The sequence below is a fragment of the Variovorax sp. V15 genome, from assembly GCF_041154425.1.
GTDB classification, from domain to species: Bacteria; Pseudomonadota; Gammaproteobacteria; order Burkholderiales; family Burkholderiaceae_C; genus Variovorax; species Variovorax guangxiensis.
Window position 1 is genome coordinate 4089127 of record NZ_AP028659.1, and the last position, 17283, is coordinate 4106409.

Here is a 17283-nt window from a genome sequence, read left to right on the forward strand (position 1 = left end):
GCCGCGGCGCTCACCAGGAAAAAGCCCCCTTTCGGGGGCTTTTTCGTTTTTACGGGCACCCGAAAGGACGGGCGCCCTCTCCCTGTCCAGTCGCGTCACTCGGACGTGGTGGTATCGCGCAGCACGATCTCGCGCCAGCTGCTGTCGTAGGTGCTGACGAACATGTTGCGGAAGGACACCGAGCCCTGCGCCGGCAGGTTGAAGGTCTTCGATGCCGCGCCGGTGGCCGAGGGCGCGACGTCGGCCCGGTCTTCCGCGCCGGCCGAGGGGCCCGCGATCAGGTTCAGGAAGAACTGCGCGGCGAAGGCCGGGTTCAGGCCGGTGGCGCTGACGGCGAAGTCGCTGCCTCCCAGGTAGGACGACAGGGCCGGCGTGGTCGAGAAGGCCGGGTAGCTCACGGCGGCGGTTTCGGCCAGCGTCAGCGGACGGCCGTGGAAGCGGTGCCTGTAGATGATGTCGAAGCCGTTGAACTTGGCCACCGTCGTGCCGTCGCTCTCGTAGGCGGTGAAGGTGTACTCGGGCGTGGCGGGAAGCGCGGCGATCGCGCTGTCGCTCAGGCCGGCGGTCGGGCGGCCGCTGCAGTTCGAGGTCAGGTAGTAGTAGTTGAAGCTCGAGCCGCCGTCGATCGGCCATGCGCCGCCGCCCGAAGGACGCACGTGGCGCAGGCCGCCGGGGGGCAGGCCCGGACCGGTGACGACCACCGAGGCGACGGTGCCGCTGTTGCTGGTGTTCGTGTCCTGGATCTCGAACTGCAGCGAGCTGCTCACGCAACCGGTCGACTTCTCCTTGGTGGCATGCATGTGCGGATTGATGTCCAGCACGCGCCCGTCGCCGCGCAGGCGCCAGGCGCCGTCCGTGCCCTTCACGATCTGCATGCCCTGCGTGTTGCTGAAGGCGATGCCGTCCTTGTCCTTGTGGGTGAATTCGACGAAGGCACGCGGGCTCGTGTTGTTCGCGTCGATGGTGTAGTTGATGCGCTGGATCACCACGTCGGTGAAGCTGGCGCCGATGAGGCTGGTGTCGGTCGCCGTCTCGTTGGCGAACTGCATGGCCGAGAGGTCGGAGAACCTGAAGCCGTAGGTGCCGGTGACGGGATTGGTGCCATCGGTCATCAGCGACAGCAGCTGCGAGGGCGCGGGCAGCCCGGTGGCGAACTTGCCCACGAAGTCCGAGAGCACCTTGCGGATCGCCACGATGTCGTCGGCCGCGGTGTCCATGCCGGAGCCGCTCATCGGCGTGGTGGCGGGCTCGGCCGCCGCCTTCACCGCCAGGTCGTCGGCGATCTGCTGCTGGGTGACGATGTTGGTGATGGTCGCCACGTTGGTGGCCGGATCGACGCTCACGCGCAGCACGTCCAGCGCCTTGTCGAGCGCGCTCGAAAGCGGCGTGAAGGCCGTGCGCAGCAGGTCGATGCTGGCGTCCACGCCCATGGCCTGCAGCACCGGCAGCAGCTTGGCCTTCAGCGCGTCGCTCTCGGCCTTGAGCTCGTCGGCGGAGAGCGAGGCGAACTCGCCGCCGTCGAAGTACTGCGAGGCCAGACGGCCGGCGATGTTGGACACCACCAGGTCGGTCAGCGGCGTGATGTTGATGTTGCCGTTGACGTCGGCCGCGGTGGCGGCCGAGTGGATCACCGTGCGCTCGCCGGCCACCGTGCCCTCCGCACGGAAGACGAAGGGCGCGGTCATGCCGCTCACGTCGATGGTGTACTTGCCATCGACCAGCGGCACGGTCTTGCTCGCGCCCTTGGCATCCTTGACGGTGACGGTACCCACCAGCGGCAGACCGGAGGCCGCCGTGCCCGAGAACGTAACAGGCGCCGAGCTCGCCGGCGGCTCGCTGGCCGGCGGATTGCTGCTGCCACCCGCAGCCGGGAAGCCGACGAAGCCGCCGCCTCCGCCACCCCCGCCTCCGCCGCAGGCACCGAGCGAGATCAGCAGCGCCACTGCGCATGCGCAGCGCGTCGTCTTGAAGAAGGACTGGCCGGAGGCCGCGGGGGTCGCGAAGTTTGTTTTCATGGATGGTCTTGTCAGGTGAAGGGCAAACAAAAGAATCAACTCGTAACACGAGCGATGCGATTCTTCTGGAGGCCCCTTCCGTAGACCATCCTCTGTTTTGAGGATGCGGGCCGGGCGTGCCTAAAGCAGGCTCTCGGGTACCAGCGGCGCCAGCAGTTCCAGCTTCCAGCGCGACCAGAAGTCCGTCTCCGGCTCCTGGTGCAGGATGGTGTCGGCCGCGTCGCCAGAGGCCGGGCTCACCCACTCGATGGCGCCCTTCGGCCCCAACTGCAGCTGGTAGGCGCCGTCCAGCCGTATGAAGCCGATCAGGCTGGTGAGCTGCTGGGCGATCTGCGGACTGAAGATGAAGATGCCGACCTCGGTGTTGTGCAGCATCGAGCGCGGGTCGAAGTTCATCGAGCCGATGAAGACGATCTTGCGGTCGACCACCGCCGACTTGCCGTGCAGCCGGCCGCTGGCCGAGCCGTACATGCCGAAGCGCCTGGTCTGCTCCACCCGCTTGGGGCTCAGCTCGTAAAGCTCCACGCCCAGGCGCAGCATCTCGGCGCGGTAGCGGCGGTAGCCGATGTGCACCAGCGACTCGTCGGTGGCCGCCAGCGAATTGGTGACGATGGTGTAGCTCACGCCGTTGCCGCGCACGAGACGGATGGTTTCCATGCCGCCGCGCCCCGGGATCAGGTAGGGCGTGGTCTGCATGATCTCGTTCTCGGCGCCGCGCAGGTAGCGCCGCACGTTGTAGAGCACGCTGTCCTTCGACTCGTCGGCCGGCAGGCCGCGCGCCTCGTCGGTCTGGCCCAGCGCCTTGGCGGGCGGATCGGCATAAGCCTCGGCGCGGGCCCAGACCAGCTTCAGCTCGCCCGCGTCCAGGTCCTTGGCCAGCGGGTTGTTGCCCAGCAGGTCGGTGGAGCCGGGCACCTCGGGGTGCAGCTCCTCGGGCCCGGTCGTGAGGCGGTCGAAGCGCTCGCGCAGCTGCTGCCGCGTCTCGCCGGTGGCCGGCACCAGCGACTCGATGGGGTAGACGTAGGGGCTGTTCCAGTACATGTCGAACAGCGACGACAGCCTGGGCACCACTTCGCCGGCCACCAGCGTGTCGATGTCGATGAAGTTCGAGCCCCCGTCGCGCAGGAAGTACTCGTTGGCCATGTTGCGACCGCCCATCACGCCGATGGTGTTGTCCACCACGTAGAGCTTGTTGTGCATGCGGCGGTGCACGCGGTCGAAGTCGAGGATCGACCATGCCCAGCGCGTGCCGAAGCGCTCGCGCCCGGCGGGAAAGGGGTTGAAGAAGCGCACCTCCACGTTCGGATGCGAGGCGAAGCTCGAGAAGAGCGGGTCGGCGCCCGCCGTGTAGAGGTCGTCCACCAGCAGCCGCACCCGCACGCCCCGGTCGGCCGCATCGCGCAGGGCGCGCAGCAGGTAGCGGCCGGTCTCGTCGTTCTGCACGAGGTAGTACTGCACGTCGATGGAGCGCTGCGCGCGGCGCGCGAGCTCGATGCGCGCATGCAGCGAGAACTGCGGCATCGGCAGCAGGCGGAAGCCGCTGAGCGGTTCGCCCGGCGGCGCCGAGGCCTTCACGAGGCGGCCGAGCCTGGTGTCCGCCCCATCGGAGATGGCCGTGGAGGGCTTGCGCTGCACCTCCGACGGCAGGCCGGCGCAGCCCGCCATGAAAAGCGCCGCGATGCCCAGCAGCAGCCAGGCCAGCCATCGGACGTGCGGTTGATCGGCAGTCCGGCGGTGGAGTTTCGGCATGGATGGCGGCGCGTGGGTTGGAGCGTGAATCGGGATCGGGGCAAGGCCCGAAAAAGCTCGCGGTTTCTACCACGAGCCCGGCTCATGTGCCGCACCGCCGCAACAGTTTCAAGGGGTCCCGCTCAGGAGCTGCGCGCAGGCCCCCACTGCCTGACGAAATGCTCGGCCCGCAGCGTGGCCCTTTCGACAGCCGCGTCCCACGAGAGCTGCTGGGTGATGACGAGCGCGCAGCGGGGAACTCCGCTGAAGCTTAGTTCGGCGATACCCGCGTAGGTACCGCTGGGCGTACGCATGAGTTCGAGCCAGCCCGTCCAGCCGTCCGGTACGCTGAGAGCAAGCCGAGCGCCGTCCATGATGGATTCACCATAACCCATTTATTAACGTACTTCCATGAATTTAAACCCTAAGCACTACCTCCGAGTGCGGGGGAGCCGAGGCTACCGGCTGCGGCTGTAAACGGCATCGCCTGAACATGGGAGGCGCCGGCGGCTTTTGGGCAAAGATCGGGGAGCATGAATCCGATGACGACGATGAAATCCAGGGCCGCCAGCGCGGCCACCCTCGCCCTCTTCGACGATCCGCCCCGGCCGGCGCGCGAGGCGCTGGGCACCGGCGCCTTCGTGCTGCCCGGCTTCGCCCTGCCCTTCGTCGACGAACTGCTGCCCGCGATCCGCACCGTGGAGGCGGACGCGCCCTTCCGCCGCCTCGTCACGCCCGGCGGCTTCACCATGTCGGTGGCGCTGACCAACTGCGGCGCGCTGGGCTGGACCAGCGACCGGCGCGGCTACCGCTACAGCGCGACCGATCCCGACAGCGGCAGGCCCTGGCCCGCCATGCCCGGGCCCCTCGCCCGGCTGGCGCGCGAGGCCGCATCGGCGGCCGGCTTCGACGGCTTCGCGCCCGACGCCTGCCTCGTCAACCGCTACGCGCCCGGCGCGCGCCTGTCGCTGCACCAGGACAAGGACGAACGCGACTACGGCGCGCCCATCGTCTCGGTGTCGCTGGGCATGCCGGCCGTGTTCCTCTTCGGCGGCCATGCGCGCGGCGACAAGGCGGCGCGGGTGCCGCTCGCGCACGGCGACGTGGTGGTCTGGGGCGGCGAGGACCGGCTGCGCTACCACGGCGTGCTGCCGCTGAAGGACGAGCCGCATCCGCTGCTCGGCGCCATCCGCATCAACCTCACCTTCCGCAAGGCGGGCTGAGCGCATGCAGGCGAGCGAAGAAACAAGGAAGGCACGCAAGACCAGCCCCGTGGGCGCGATGCGCGAGCTGTACGCCGCGCTGTGGCACTTCGCGGCCGGCGCGCGGGCGCAGCTGCTGGCGGCCACCGCCCTGCTCGCGGGCTCGCAGCTGATACGGCTCACGGCGCCCTACCTCGCGGGCCAGGCCATCAACGCGCTGCAGCGCGGCGAGCTTGGCACCGCCGGGCGCTGGATCGGCGGACTGGCCGGCGTGTACCTGGGCGCGTGGATGCTGCACGGGCCGGGCCGCATCCTGGAACGCAACGTGGGCCTGAAGGTGCGCGAGACGCTGGCCGACCAGCTCTATGCGCGCATCGCCGCCGCGCCGCTGGCGTGGCACGACGGGCACCACTCCGGCGAACTGCAGCACCGCGTGCACCAGGCGAGCCGGGCGCTGTCGGATTTCGCGCAGAACCAGTTCATCTGGCTGACCAACGCCGTCAACTTCGTCGGGCCGCTCGTGGCGCTGGCGCTGCTGTCGCGCACCAGCGGCATGACGGCGCTCGCGGGCTACGTGCTGATCGGTCTCGTCATCGTGCGCATCGACCGCGCGCTCATGAAACTGGCGCGCGCCGAGAACGACGCCGACCGGCGCTACGTGGCAGCGCTGCTCGACTTCCTGGGCAACGCCTCGACCGTGATCGGCCTGCGCCTGCAGGGCGCCTCGCGGCTGCTGCTGCGCCGGCGCATGGCCGCCATTTCGCTGCCGCTGAAGCGCACCGTGGTGCTGAACGAAGGCAAGTGGTTCGCGGTCGACCTGATGGGGCTGGCGCTGACATGGGGGCTGGTGGTGCTCTACGTGTGGCAGTCGCGCACGCCCGGGCAGGCCGTGATGCTGGGCGCGGTGTTCATGATCCACCAGTACGCGCAGCAGGCGGCCGGCGTCGTCAGCTCGGTCGCGGCCAACTTCAGCTTCTTCGCGCGCATGCACACCGACTACGGCAGCGCGGAGCCGATCTGGCGGGCGCCTTCGAGCAAGGAGGCGCTTGACACGCCGCCCGAGCAGGTGCCCGGCACGGAGCGGATCGAGGCCGATGCGCCATGGCGGCAGCTGGAAATACAGGCGCTGCAATGGCGCTATGCGCCGCGCAATGCTCCGGCGGAAGTCGAAGCCACCGGCCCGCCGCGCAGCGGCCTGCACGACGTGGCCCTCACGCTGCGCCGCGGCGAGCGCATCGCCCTCGTCGGCCCGAGCGGCGGCGGCAAGAGCACGCTGCTGCGCGTGCTGGCCGGGCTCTATCCGCCGGACAGCGGCACGCTGCTGCTCGACGGCCAGCCCGCCGATTGGCCCCGGCTGCGCCGCTTCGCCACACTGATCCCGCAGGAAACCGAGCTCTTCGAGGCCAGCGTGCGCGAGAACCTCGCCTTCGGCCAGCCGAGCGACGACGCGCTGCTCGAAGCCGCCCTGCACGTCAGCACTTTCGACGAAGTGCTGAAGGCCACCCACGGCGACCTCGGCACGGCCGTGTCGGAGCGCGGCTTCAATCTCTCGGGCGGCCAGCGCCAGCGGCTGTGCCTCGCGCGCGGCGTGCTCGCGGCGCAGGGCAGCTCGCTGCTGCTGCTCGACGAGCCGACCAGCGCGCTCGACGCGAGCACCGAAGCCCGGGTGCTGGAACGCATCGCCGGTGCGTTCCCCGACGCCTGCCTGATCGCCTCGGTCCACCGGCTGAGCCTGCTCGATCGCTTCGACACGGTGGTGCTGATGGAAGCCGGGCATGTGCTCGATCACGGGCCGTGCAGGGAGGTGCTGGCGAGGCAGCCGCTGCTGCAGCGCATGGCCGTGCCGGCCGGCGCGCAGGCCTGAAGAGGACTACGGCAGGTTCTCCCTGAAGATGACCTGGCTGCGCGTCGTCTCGACGCCGCTGAGCGCCTCGCGCCGGTCGCGCAGGTTGGTGAAGATGCGCACGCAGTTCATGAGCGTGGTGTGCGGGCTCTGCGTGATCACCGCGTCCATGCTGCCGTCGATCAGCAGCGCGCGCGTATCGGGCGTGAGCCCGTGGCCGATGAAGACCACCTTCTGTTCGCGCCCCGCCTCCTTAAGCGCCCGCGCCACGCCGTCGGAGGCACCGCCGATGTTGTAGATGCCGCCCATGTCCGGATGCTGCTCCAGCAGCGCGCGCGTCTGGCGGTGGTTCTTGTCCGCGTCGTCCTGCCCTTCGCGCAGGCCCACCACCTCCAGCCGCGGGAACATCTCGTCGATGACGTGCAGGAAGCCGGCCTCGCGCTCCTCGTGCGCCTTGTAGCTCAGGCTGCCCGCGATGAGCGCGACCTTGGCGGCCCGCGCGCCGATGAAGCGGCCGATGAGATAGCCCGCGGTGCGCCCGGCCGCGCGGTTGTCCAGCCCGACGAACGCCGCGCGCTCCGAGTTCGACAGGTCGGAGATCAGCGTGACCACCGGCAGCCCGCGCGCCGCCAGCGCGGCCACCGCCTCGCGCACGGCCGGATGCTCCAGCGCCATCATCGCGATGCCGTCGCAGCGCTGGCCGTGGCTGCGCAGCGCGTCGGCCAGCTCGTGGGGGTTGAAGCTCTCGATGAACACCGTGCGGCACTGCACGTTGAACGGCGCCCAGTGCTCCTGCGAGTAGCCCACCATGTCGCCCAGCATGCGGATGAAGCGGTTGGTGCCGGCCGGCAGCAGGAACACCAGCCGCAACGGCGGCGGCGTGAGCGCGGCATAGAGCGCCGGCCCCGGCAGGTAGTCGAGCTCGCCCGCCGCCTTGAGCACCCGCTGCACCGTGGCGTCGCGCACGCCGGGGCGGCGGTTCAGCACGCGGTCGACGGTGGCGGTCGACACCTGCGCCGAGCGGGCGATGTCGACCACGCGGGCGCGGCGCGCCTCACGCTGCGAATCGGGTCGAGAGTCGGGTCGAGAGTCGGGCCGCGATGTTTGTGAAGGGTTTTCCCGCATACATCAAAAACCATCAGATTGAAGTTTGACCCGAATGATGCAGGCTTTTATCTTCGCTGTGGTTCGAATCCGGCGATGCATCAGATTGCATCAACGGCGAACCCCGCTCAATCGGCTGCCCGGCCCACCTGCCGTTCAGCGCCCCTTCAGAAGATCACGGAGACAACGAGACATGACCTCAGCCACCCGCCTGACCCGCAGGGATGCCCTGCGCACTTTCTCCGCCCTGCCCGCCGCCGGCATCGTGGCGGCGGTGCCGCGCATCGCGCGCGCCGCGGAGTTCTCGTACAAGTACGGCAACAACCTGCCGCTGACGCACCCGCTGAACATCCGCGCGCAGGAGGCGGCCGACCGCATCGCCAAGGAAACGAAGGGCCGCGTCGAGATCAAGATATTTCCCAACAACCAGCTCGGCGGCGACACCGACATGCTGGCGCAGGTGCGCTCCGGCGGCATCGAGTTCTTCACGCCCTCGGCGCTCGTCATCGCCACGCTGGTGCCGGTGGCCGCCATCAACGCGGTGGGCTTCGCCTTCAACGACTACGCCCAGGTGTGGGCCGCCATGGACGGCAAGCTCGGCGCGCACGTGCGCGGCGCCATCGCCAAGTCGCGCCTGTATGCCTTCGAGAAGATGTGGGACAACGGCTTTCGCCAGACCACCAGCAGCAAGGCGGCGGTGGCCACCGCGAAGGACATGGACGGCCTGAAGATCCGCGTGCCGGTGAGCCCGCTGTCGATCTCCATGTTCAAGGGCCTGGGCGCCGCGCCGGCCAGCCTGCAGTTCAGCGAGGTGTATTCGGCGCTGCAGACCAGGATCGTCGACGCGCAGGAGAACCCGCTGCCCATCATCCAGGTGGCGAAGCTCTTCGAGGTGCAGAAGTTCTGCTCGCTCACCAACCACATCTGGGACGGCTACTGGTTCATCGCCAACGGCCGCGCCTGGGACGCCCTGCCCGATGACCTGAAGACCATCGTGGCGCGCGCCATCAACGACGCCGGCATGCAGCAGCGCGAAGACATCAGAAAGCTCAACGAATCGGTCGTCGGCGACCTGCAGGCCAAGGGCCTCGCCATCAACCGGCCCGCGGCCGACAGCTTCCGCGCCAAGCTGCGCGACTCCGGCTTCTACGGCGAATGGAAGGGCCGCTTCGGCCCCGAGGCCTGGGCGCTGCTCGAAGGCGCGGTCGGCAAGCTGGCCTGAGGACCGATGGTGCACGAATCGACCTTCGAGGCGGCAGCCCTTTCGGGCTCGGCCGCCGGCTCCCCGGCCAACCCGCTGGTCCGCTTCGCCGCGCGCGCCGACCGCGTGCTCGGCGGCGCTGTCGAGGCGGTGGCCGCGCTGCTGGTGCTGGCCGAGATCTGCGTGCTGTTCGCGGGCGTGGTGTCGCGCTACGTGTTCCACGCGCCGCTGGTGTGGTCGGACGAGCTCGCGTCCATCCTCTTCCTGTGGCTGTCGATGCTTGGCGCCGTGGTGGCGCTGCGGCGCGGCGAGCACATGCGCATGACGGCGCTGGTGCAGAAGGTGCACCCGCAGGCGCGCGCCATGCTCGACGCCTTCGCCATCGCGGCCTCGGTCGCCTTCCTCGCGCTCATCATCTGGCCGTCGATCGACTACGCGCACGAGGAGTCGTTCATCGTCACGCCTGCGCTGGAGGTCAGCAACGCGTGGCGCGCCGCGGCCATTCCGGCGGGCATCGGCATCATGCTGGCGATGGCGCTGCTGCGGCTGCTGCGCGTGTGCTCGGGCCGGCAGATCGCCGTGGCCCTGCTCGGCATGGCGGCGCTGGTCGGCGCCTTCTGGCTGGCCGCGCCGCTCTTCGCCACGCTGGGCAAGTTCAACCTGGTGATCTTCTTCGTGGTGATCGTGGCGGCCACGGTGCTCTCGGGCGTGCCCATCGCCTTCTCCTTCGCGCTGGCCACCTTCGGCTACCTGGCGCTGACCACGCGCACGCCGCTGCTGGTGATGGTCGGGCGGCTCGACGAGGGCATGTCGCACCTGATCCTGCTGGCGGTGCCGCTGTTCATCTTCCTCGGCGCGCTCATCGAGATGACGGGCATGGCGCGCGCCATGATCCAGTTCCTGGCCAGCCTGCTGGGCCACGTGCGCGGCGGCCTCTCGTACGTGCTGATCGGCGCTATGTACCTGGTGTCGGGCATCTCGGGCTCGAAGATCGCCGACATGGCGGCCATCGCGCCGGTGCTCTTCCCCGAGATGACCAAGCGCGGCGCCAAGCCCGGCGACCTGGTGGCGCTGCTGTCGGCCACGGGCGCGCAGACCGAGACCATCCCGCCGTCGATCGTGCTCATCACCATCGGCTCGGTCACCGGCATCTCGATTGCCGCGCTGTTCACGGGCGGGCTGCTTCCGGCCGTGGTGCTGGGCGCGGCGCTGTGCGTGGTGGTGTGGTGGCGCTATCGGCGCGAAGACCTGAGCGCGGTGCAGCGCCACAGCAAGCGCGAGATCGGCCGGCTGCTGCTGGTGGCGCTGCCGGCCGTGCTGCTGCCCTTCGTGATCCGCGCGGCGGTGGTCGAGGGCGTGGCCACGGCCACCGAGGTGTCGACCATCGGCATCGTCTACTCGGCCATCGTGGGCCTGGTGGTGTACCGGCAGTTCGACTGGAAGCGCATCAAGCCGATGCTGGTGGACACCGCCTCGCTCTCGGGCGCCATCATCTTCATCGTCGGCTGCGCCACCGCCATGGCCTGGGGGCTCACGCAGTCGGGCTTCTCGCAGGACCTCGCGCGGCTCATGGGCGCGCTGCCCGGCGGTGCCTACGGCTTCCTGGCGGTGTCGATCGTCGCCTTCATCGTGCTGGGCAGCGTGCTGGAGGGCATCCCGGCCATCGTGCTGTTCGGGCCGCTGCTCTTTCCAATCGCCAAGGCCGCCGGCGTGCACGAGGTGCACTACGCCATGGTGGTGATCTTCGCGATGGGCATCGGCCTGTTCGCACCGCCCTTCGGCGTGGGCTACTACGGCGCCTGCGCGGTGAGCAAGGTCAACCCCGACGAAGGCATCAGGCACATCTGGGGCTACATCGCCGCGATGCTGATCGGCCTGCTGATCGTGGCCGCATTCCCGTGGTTCTCGACGGGCTTCCTGAAGTCCTGAGGCAGCCCTGCCGCTCCACGGGCAGTCCCCAAGAAACACAACACACAACAAACTCACATTCACGGAGCCACCCGCAATGAGTCGATTCCTCGGCGAGATCCGCCAGCTTGGCTATGTCGTGCACGACATCGAAGCCGCCATGGACTACTGGAGCACCACGCTCGGCGTGGGCCCCTGGTTCTACAACCCCAGGGTGCCCATCAAAAACTACCGCTACAACGGCGAGGCGCACGAGCCCCACAACTCGGTGGCGCTGGCCAATTCGGGCTACGTGCAGGTCGAGCTCATCCAGACACGCAACGACGTGCCCTCGATGTACCGCGACTTCCTCCGCGCCGGGCGCACCGGGCTGCAGCACGTGGCCTACTGGACCGCCGACTACGACGCCGACCTCGCGCGCCTCACCGCGCAGGGTTTCAAGCCGGTGATGAGCGGTGAAGTAGGCGAGCGCGGGCGCTTCATCTACTTCGACACCGAATACCACCCCGGCACCGTCATCGAGCTGTCGGAAGTGGCCGGCCCCAAGGGCCGCATGTTCGACCTGATCCGCAGCGCATCGCAAGGCTGGGACGGCAGCGACCCGGTGCGCCCCTTCCCCGAGCTGGACAAGCTGTGAGCGCAACAGCACCCGGATTCATCCGCGCGCGCTACCTGATCGAGACGCCGCTCGAGCCGGCCGCCGTGGCCGAGGTGATGGCGGGCGAGCAGTCCTGCGGCACCTTCACGCGCGTGGAGGGCGAGACCGACGCGCTGCGCGAGCGGGCTCGCGCCATGGTCGAGGCGATCACCGAACTCGAAGCGGCCGATGCGCCCTCGCTGCCCAACGCGCTGCTCGAGCGCAAGGGCGTGAAGGGGCCGTGGCGGCGCGCGCATGTCGACATCGCGTTTCCGGTGGCGAACATCGGCGCCAACCTGCCGACGCTCGCGGCCACGGTCTCGGGCAACCTCTACGACCTGGGCGAGGTGACGGGGCTGCGGCTCGAATCGCTGCAGCTGCCGGCCGACTACCGCGCGCGCTTCGAGATGCCGCGCGCGGGCATCCCCGGAACGCGGCGCGCCACCGGCGTGGAAAGCGGCGCGCTGGTCGGCACCATCATCAAGCCCAACGTCGGGCTGCGGGCCTCGGAAACCGCCGAGCTGGTGGGCCGGCTGTGCGCCGCGGGCGTCGACTTCATCAAGGACGACGAGGTCTGCGCCGATCCCGCGCATGCCCCGCTGGCCGAGCGCGTTCCTGCCGTGATGGCCGTGGTGCGCGCGCACCGGGAGCGCACCGGCAAGCACGTGATGGTGGCCTTCAACATCACCGACGAGACCGACGCGATGAAGCGCCATGCCGACCTGGTCGAGCGCGAAGGCGGCTCCTGCGTGATGGCCAGCCTGAACTGGTGCGGGCACTCGGGCATCCAGACGCTGCGCAGGCACACCGGCCTGGCGCTGCACGGGCACCGCAACGGCTACGGCGCGCTGTCGCGGCATCCGCTGCTGGGCATCTCGTTCCAGGCCTACCAGACGCTGTGGCGGCTGGCCGGCGTGGACCACATGCACGTGCACGGGCTGCAGGGCAAGTTCTCGCAGCCCGACAGCGAGGTGGTCGAATCGGCGCGCGACTGCTTCACGCCGCTCACCGAAGCGACGGACGACCGCGTGATGCCGGCCTTCTCGTCGGGTCAATGGGCCGGCACGGTGCCCGCCACCTGGGCGGCCGTCGGCAGCGACGACCTGCTCTTCATGGCCGGCGGCGGCATCCTCGCCCACCCCGACGGCGCGGCGGCGGGCGTGGCGAGCATCCGCCAGGCCTGGTCGGCCGCGCGCGCGGGCATCGCGCTGGCCGACGCCGCCAGGGAGCAGCCCGAGCTGGCGCGCGCCCTCGCCTTCTTCGGCAAGCCATGACGCCCGGCGAGGCACCGGCGCCGGCCGTCGTGTACTACGGCGACGACTTCACCGGCGCGACCGACACCCTGGGCACCGCCGCGCGCGCGGGCCTGCGCACGCTGCTCTTCCTGAAGACGCCCGACGCGGCGCAGCTCGAGCGCGCCGGGCCGCTCGACGTGCTGGGCATCGCGGGCGCGGCGCGGGCCATGACGCCCGAGGAGATGCAGGCCGAGCTCCGCCCGGTGGCGGCGCTGTTCCGCTCGGTGGGCGCGCGCGTGCTGCACTACAAGACCTGCTCGACCTTCGACAGCGCGCCGCACATCGGCTCCATCGGCGCGGCCGTGCGCCTGCTGCGCTCGGCGGTGCAGCAGCCGTGGACCGCGATCGTCGGCGGCCAGCCCGGCCTGGGCCGCTACTGTCTCTTCGGCAATCTCTTCGCCGCGGCGGGAAGTGGCGGCGAAGTGTTCCGCATCGACCGCCATCCCACCATGAGCCGGCATCCCGTGACGCCCATGGACGAGGCCGACCTGCGGCTGCACCTCGCAAGGCAGGGCCTGGCCGAGGTCCACTGCGTGCCCTTCACCGCCGCCTCCCGAGGCAGCGATGCGCTCGACACCGCGCTGCGGCAGGCGCTCAACGCGCCGCCCGCGGACGCAGTGCTGTTCGATGTCGCGGATGCCGGACAGCTCGCGGCCATCGGCGAGGTGCTGTGGACCCGCGCGCGGGGTGCGACCATGCTCGCCGTCGGCCCGAGCAGCGTGGTCGATGCGCTCGCCACGGCCATGCCCTCTTCCGGCCGCGCGCCGGGCGGGCAGCCGAAGCTGGCGCCGGCGCGGGGCCCGGTGCTGGTCCTCGCGGGAAGCCTGTCGCCCGTGACCGCGTCGCAGGTCGCGGCCGCGAAATCGTTCGACGTCGTGTGGCTCGATGCGCAGCAGATGGCCCGGCGCAACGCGGAAGCACTGGAAGACCAGGCGGACGCGATCGTCCGCGGCCTCGCGCAGGGGCGCAACGTGCTGGCCTGCACGCGCGCGCCGCACTCTAACGGCGCCTCCGGCATGCCTGCGGGCGCGGACCTGGACGCGCAAGCCCTCGCCCGGGCGGGCGGCGACCTGCTGGCTGCCGTGCTGGCGAAACAGCCGCTCGGGCGCATCGGCGTGGCCGGCGGCGACACATCCAGCCACGGCATACAGGCGCTGGACGTCTGGGGGCTGTCCTATGCCGCCGACATGGGCGCCGGCGCATCGCTGTGCCGGGTGCACAGCGACGACGCGTCGCTGGACGGCATGGAAGTCATGCTCAAGGGCGGACAGATGGGCACGCTGGACGTTTTCGAGCGGCTGGTGCACGGCTGATCAAGCCTGCCCCTGCGCTCCTTCGGTACGGTCGTGCACCCATCGCATGGCCTGCTGCTCCGCATGGCGCAGCGCCTCGGCCTCGGTGCCGTAGGAAGCGTTGTCGGTATCGGCAGGCAGCTCGATGTCGTCCTCGCCCACGGAGGGCGCACGGCAGATCACGACGGGCCGGTAGGTCTGGTCGTCGAGCCGCTCGGCGCGGCATAGGAAGAGCCGGCCGCGATAGCTGAAGGTGACGAGGCGTTCCTCGAAGGCTGGCGGTGTGGCTTGTTGCATGGCTGAGTCCTTTCTTCTTTCGATGCTTGTCTTTCCAGGAGAAAAGGGGCGCGGCGCATGCGCAGCCCGAACGTCGTTCCAGGCCTACAGACAGAACACCCGCGCCGCGCCAAGGTGGCGCCATGACACATCCCATCGAACTCACCATCGAGGAGCCGCTGCCGGGTGCATTTGTCTGGCAGCTGCTCGAAACCGACGATCAGGGCAAGCGTCCGCGCGTGCTGCGCAAGGCCTTCGAACCCGCGGAGAGCTACGAGCTGGCTCTTTCCTCGGGCCAGCGCGCCTTGCAAAGCGAAATCCGGCACCGCGCACCGCACGGGGCAAGCGCAACCTGAGTGCGCAGCCGCGTCCGGCTTACGCCGGAACGGCGCTCTTTTGTTCGGTTCTGTTCTGGCCTGGCGCCCATCTGCCGGGGCGCCGGATGCCCCGGGGTACGGCCTGAGCCGCCTCGCCCTGTCGCCGAGGTGCCCGAGCGTCGGCGGAAGGCCGGCGAGGCGATTTCAGGCGTGGAGCCCGAAATCCCTGATGGTGAGCGTGATGGCGCTGCCCGGGGTCGCCCTGTAGCGCGCGATGGCCGCGGGCTCTATGGCGTAGAAGTGCTTCTGGCACGCGTCGAGCAGGTGCTCGCCCATTACGCGAACGCCGAATTCGTCGTGCAGCGTTTCCTCGGAAATCTGCGCGAGTACACGCGGGCCGCCAGGGCCGTCGGGATAGAAGGCAAAGCGCACGCTCGCACTGTCGAAGCAGTAGATGCCTTCGAAATTCGTCATCTCTGATGTCTCCTTGCTGCCGCAATTCGCGATTCCGCGATTCGCTCGCGGGTCGGCGGCGATTGAGCGCGCACCGCGCGGCGGCGGGAGGGAGAAAGAAGCGCATGCGCATGCAGGAAACGTCCTACACGGATCGAGGCGCCATCTTTCACCCGGAAACGGCCATGGCTTGGTTTTCCGCGCGCCGATGCGGCGAAGATTGGGACCTCCCGATTCGCACTTCGCTGCATGCTCTTTTCTCTCTCCGCCGCAAGGCCTGCCCCGATGACCGCAATCCTCACGCCTGCCCGGCTCCGACCGCGCAGCGTCGCGTCCGCCCTGGCCGTTGCCGCGCTCGCCCTCCAGCTGGCCGCGTGCGGCGGCCCCAGCGAGGCACAGCGCCAGGCGGCGGTGACCACGGCGGCGCCCACCGACTGCACGGCCTGGGTCGGCACCGACCGCAACGCGATGATGGGCGGCTACCTGCTGCCGAAGAATCCGAAGGACGCCAAGGGGCCCAAGGTCTGCGTGCCGGTGCTGATGACGGCCAACCACCCGCCGGCCGGCTACGCGGGCGGCAACTACTACATCGGCGAGTTCACCGACGACAAGCTCAAGGCCCGCTGGCGCGCCTGCAAGGAAGACCCGGCCTGCTTCAGGCGCATCGACGCGCAGATGCAGCGCTGGCTGCCGCCCAACAAGGAACGCGCCACGCGCTCGACCGGCGTGGTCGACCCGTCGGGCCGGATCGATCCGGACAGCGCCAACGTCGACCTGAAGCAGATCCGCCGGCCGGCATTCTTCGCCAGGGCGCCCTACCGCGAAGGCATCGCCGAGGCCGATGCGCGCACCTACGTGGTGGAGTTCACCGCGCCGCGCGACACCTTCGAGCGCATCGGCCTGAAGATGACCGGCGACATCAAGCTGCGAGGCTGGTATATCGAGGGCGCCGGCATCGACGACGGCAAGGGGAAGAAGACGCGCGCGCTGGTCGTCATGGCGCCGGGCGGCGGCGGGCAGCTCACGGCCATCCAGCATCCCGATGAGGTGGCGTACCGGGTCGACCAGAAGACCGGCAAGACCGTGCCGGTAAGCTTTCCCAACGCGACCACCGAGACCATGGGCCAGCGCTGGTGGCGCGAGAACCTGTACGCGCTCAATCAGGCCGGCTTCGACGTGCTGGCCTACGACCGGCGCGGCGAGGGCCTCTCGGGGGGCTTCAGCGACACCAACACACTGGAGCAAGGCGAGGACGTGTTCCGCGCGCTCACGGCGCTGGAGACCGGGCGCGGCCTGCGCATCCTCACGCCCAGGGGCGAACTGCTGGAAGGCGAAGCGACGCGGGGCCGGCTGCTGGCGGGCATGCCGGCCAGCGAGATTCCGCTGGTGCTCGGCGGCTACTCGCGCGGCTCGATGTCCACCGCCTGGGCCATGACGAAGAACTACGTCGCCCAGTGCAGCTTCGACATGCCCCAGCCCAACTGCACGCCGCCCAAAGGCCTGCGCAACATCCGCGGCGCGCTGCTGCTGTCTTCGTTCGCGAGCGGCGCGGGCTACGTGGGCGACTCGCCCGACCTGGCCGACCGCAACCTGTTCCTGGGCGGCATGGCGGCGGAGCACCACATCGTGTTCTATCCCAACTCGTCCACGCTCGCGGGCATGGACCGCTGGCCGGCCGCCTTCTTCGGCAAGGGCCTGTGGGACCGCGCCGAGACGCTGGAAGGCACGGTGGCGGCCTACAACCGCATCCGCGGCCTGAAGGAGATCGTGCTCGCCCGCGGGCCGCATTCCATCGAGACCTGGCCCGAATCGGACCGCGCCTACCTGCGAGAGCGCATGGTGGTGTTCGCCAGGGGGCTGATCGTCGGCGGGCGTACCATCCCTGGCGCGCGGCCGTGGAAGGACTTCAAGTCGCTGGTGGCGACCACGCCCGACTCGTGGGAGCCGTCGTCGCGGCCGAAGGGGCCCTGAGGCCGCGGCGCCGGGTTGAAAACCGGGCGCGCACCGCCACT

The 17283-nt window shown here is 69.8% G+C and carries 15 protein-coding genes; 9 read left to right on the forward strand and 6 right to left on the reverse strand.

The window, feature by feature from the left end; genetic code table 11:
• Window positions 1-95 precede the first annotated feature (95 nt).
• From ACAM57_RS19430 to ACAM57_RS19440, 3 genes are all read right to left on the reverse strand, one after another.
• Entirely contained in the window at window positions 96-2015 is a 1920-nt protein-coding gene (locus ACAM57_RS19430) for a hypothetical protein (RefSeq protein WP_369658559.1), read from the reverse strand.
• A gap of 120 nt (window positions 2016-2135) precedes the next feature.
• On the reverse strand, window positions 2136-3764 hold the full coding sequence (locus ACAM57_RS19435) for a phospholipase D family protein (RefSeq protein WP_369658560.1): 1629 nt from the start codon (window positions 3762-3764) through the stop codon (window positions 2136-2138).
• Between the two features lie 122 nt (window positions 3765-3886).
• The gene (locus tag ACAM57_RS19440; protein WP_184641926.1) at window positions 3887-4138 is read right to left on the reverse strand and encodes a hypothetical protein; all 252 of its coding nucleotides are present in this window, start codon (window positions 4136-4138) and stop codon (window positions 3887-3889) included.
• A gap of 147 nt (window positions 4139-4285) precedes the next feature.
• Between ACAM57_RS19440 and alkB the strand changes: the two genes are divergently transcribed.
• Both alkB and ACAM57_RS19450 read left to right on the forward strand, forming a co-directional pair.
• The gene (alkB, locus tag ACAM57_RS19445; RefSeq protein ID WP_369658561.1) at window positions 4286-4966 is read left to right on the forward strand and encodes a DNA oxidative demethylase AlkB; all 681 of its coding nucleotides are present in this window, start codon (window positions 4286-4288) and stop codon (window positions 4964-4966) included.
• 4 nt (window positions 4967-4970) lie between these two features.
• Window positions 4971-6809, forward strand: a complete 1839-nt coding sequence (locus ACAM57_RS19450) for an ABC transporter ATP-binding protein (RefSeq protein WP_369658562.1) — start codon at window positions 4971-4973, stop codon at window positions 6807-6809.
• A gap of 6 nt (window positions 6810-6815) precedes the next feature.
• Here ACAM57_RS19450 and ACAM57_RS19455 read toward each other — a convergent pair whose 3' ends face one another.
• The gene (locus ACAM57_RS19455) at window positions 6816-7826 is read right to left on the reverse strand and encodes a LacI family DNA-binding transcriptional regulator (protein WP_126018517.1); all 1011 of its coding nucleotides are present in this window, start codon (window positions 7824-7826) and stop codon (window positions 6816-6818) included.
• Window positions 7827-8085: 259 nt separating this feature from the next.
• On the opposite strand from ACAM57_RS19455, the gene ACAM57_RS19460 reads away from it, so the two are divergent.
• The 5 genes from ACAM57_RS19460 to ACAM57_RS19480 all read left to right on the forward strand — a co-directional run bounded on the left by ACAM57_RS19460 (window position 8086) and on the right by ACAM57_RS19480 (window position 14246).
• Entirely contained in the window at window positions 8086-9114 is a 1029-nt protein-coding gene (locus ACAM57_RS19460) for a TRAP transporter substrate-binding protein (protein ID WP_369658563.1), read from the forward strand.
• Between the two features lie 6 nt (window positions 9115-9120).
• The gene (locus ACAM57_RS19465) at window positions 9121-11022 is read left to right on the forward strand and encodes a TRAP transporter large permease subunit (protein WP_369658564.1); all 1902 of its coding nucleotides are present in this window, start codon (window positions 9121-9123) and stop codon (window positions 11020-11022) included.
• A 76-nt stretch (window positions 11023-11098) separates the two neighbouring features.
• Window positions 11099-11638, forward strand: coding sequence for a VOC family protein (locus ACAM57_RS19470; RefSeq protein ID WP_369658565.1), 540 nt, complete (start codon window positions 11099-11101; stop codon window positions 11636-11638).
• A complete protein-coding gene (locus ACAM57_RS19475) occupies window positions 11635-12912 on the forward strand; it encodes a ribulose-bisphosphate carboxylase large subunit family protein (RefSeq protein ID WP_369658566.1) in 1278 nt (425 codons plus the stop codon). The genes ACAM57_RS19470 and ACAM57_RS19475 overlap by 4 nt, the downstream gene beginning before the upstream one ends.
• Window positions 12909-14246: a four-carbon acid sugar kinase family protein gene (locus ACAM57_RS19480; RefSeq protein WP_369658567.1), complete on the forward strand. Its 1338-nt coding sequence runs from the start codon at window positions 12909-12911 to the stop codon at window positions 14244-14246. Before ACAM57_RS19475 ends, ACAM57_RS19480 begins: the two co-directional genes overlap by 4 nt.
• Here ACAM57_RS19480 and ACAM57_RS19485 read toward each other — a convergent pair whose 3' ends face one another.
• Complete coding sequence (locus ACAM57_RS19485; protein ID WP_126018505.1) at window positions 14247-14522, reverse strand: hypothetical protein; 276 nt, start codon at window positions 14520-14522, stop codon at window positions 14247-14249.
• 122 nt (window positions 14523-14644) lie between these two features.
• On the opposite strand from ACAM57_RS19485, the gene ACAM57_RS19490 reads away from it, so the two are divergent.
• A complete protein-coding gene (locus ACAM57_RS19490; RefSeq protein WP_184641919.1) occupies window positions 14645-14857 on the forward strand; it encodes a hypothetical protein in 213 nt (70 codons plus the stop codon).
• A 165-nt stretch (window positions 14858-15022) separates the two neighbouring features.
• Here ACAM57_RS19490 and ACAM57_RS19495 read toward each other — a convergent pair whose 3' ends face one another.
• Window positions 15023-15292: a hypothetical protein gene (locus tag ACAM57_RS19495; RefSeq protein ID WP_369658568.1), complete on the reverse strand. Its 270-nt coding sequence runs from the start codon at window positions 15290-15292 to the stop codon at window positions 15023-15025.
• A gap of 264 nt (window positions 15293-15556) precedes the next feature.
• Here ACAM57_RS19495 and ACAM57_RS19500 point away from each other — a divergent pair, with 264 nt between their 5' ends.
• Entirely contained in the window at window positions 15557-17242 is a 1686-nt protein-coding gene (locus ACAM57_RS19500) for a hypothetical protein (RefSeq protein WP_369658569.1), read from the forward strand.
• Window positions 17243-17283 lie beyond the last annotated feature (41 nt).

Excerpts from the sequence above, each read along its gene's own strand:
- ACAM57_RS19430 (WP_369658559.1), bottom strand. The coding sequence starts at position 2,015 with ATGAAAACAAACTTCGCGACCCCCGCGGCCTCCGGCCAGTCCTTCTTC.
- ACAM57_RS19435 (WP_369658560.1), bottom strand. The coding sequence starts at position 3,764 with ATGCCGAAACTCCACCGCCGGACTGCCGATCAACCGCACGTCCGATGG.
- ACAM57_RS19440 (WP_184641926.1), bottom strand. The coding sequence starts at position 4,138 with ATGGGTTATGGTGAATCCATCATGGACGGCGCTCGGCTTGCTCTCAGC.
- alkB (WP_369658561.1), top strand. The coding sequence starts at position 4,286 with ATGACGACGATGAAATCCAGGGCCGCCAGCGCGGCCACCCTCGCCCTC.
- ACAM57_RS19450 (WP_369658562.1), top strand. The coding sequence starts at position 4,971 with ATGCAGGCGAGCGAAGAAACAAGGAAGGCACGCAAGACCAGCCCCGTG.
- ACAM57_RS19460 (WP_369658563.1), top strand. The coding sequence starts at position 8,086 with ATGACCTCAGCCACCCGCCTGACCCGCAGGGATGCCCTGCGCACTTTC.
- ACAM57_RS19465 (WP_369658564.1), top strand. The coding sequence starts at position 9,121 with ATGGTGCACGAATCGACCTTCGAGGCGGCAGCCCTTTCGGGCTCGGCC.
- ACAM57_RS19470 (WP_369658565.1), top strand. The coding sequence starts at position 11,099 with ATGAGTCGATTCCTCGGCGAGATCCGCCAGCTTGGCTATGTCGTGCAC.
- ACAM57_RS19480 (WP_369658567.1), top strand. The coding sequence starts at position 12,909 with ATGACGCCCGGCGAGGCACCGGCGCCGGCCGTCGTGTACTACGGCGAC.
- ACAM57_RS19485 (WP_126018505.1), bottom strand. The coding sequence starts at position 14,522 with ATGCAACAAGCCACACCGCCAGCCTTCGAGGAACGCCTCGTCACCTTC.
- ACAM57_RS19490 (WP_184641919.1), top strand. The coding sequence starts at position 14,645 with ATGACACATCCCATCGAACTCACCATCGAGGAGCCGCTGCCGGGTGCA.
- ACAM57_RS19495 (WP_369658568.1), bottom strand. The coding sequence starts at position 15,292 with ATGACGAATTTCGAAGGCATCTACTGCTTCGACAGTGCGAGCGTGCGC.
- ACAM57_RS19500 (WP_369658569.1), top strand. The coding sequence starts at position 15,557 with ATGACCGCAATCCTCACGCCTGCCCGGCTCCGACCGCGCAGCGTCGCG.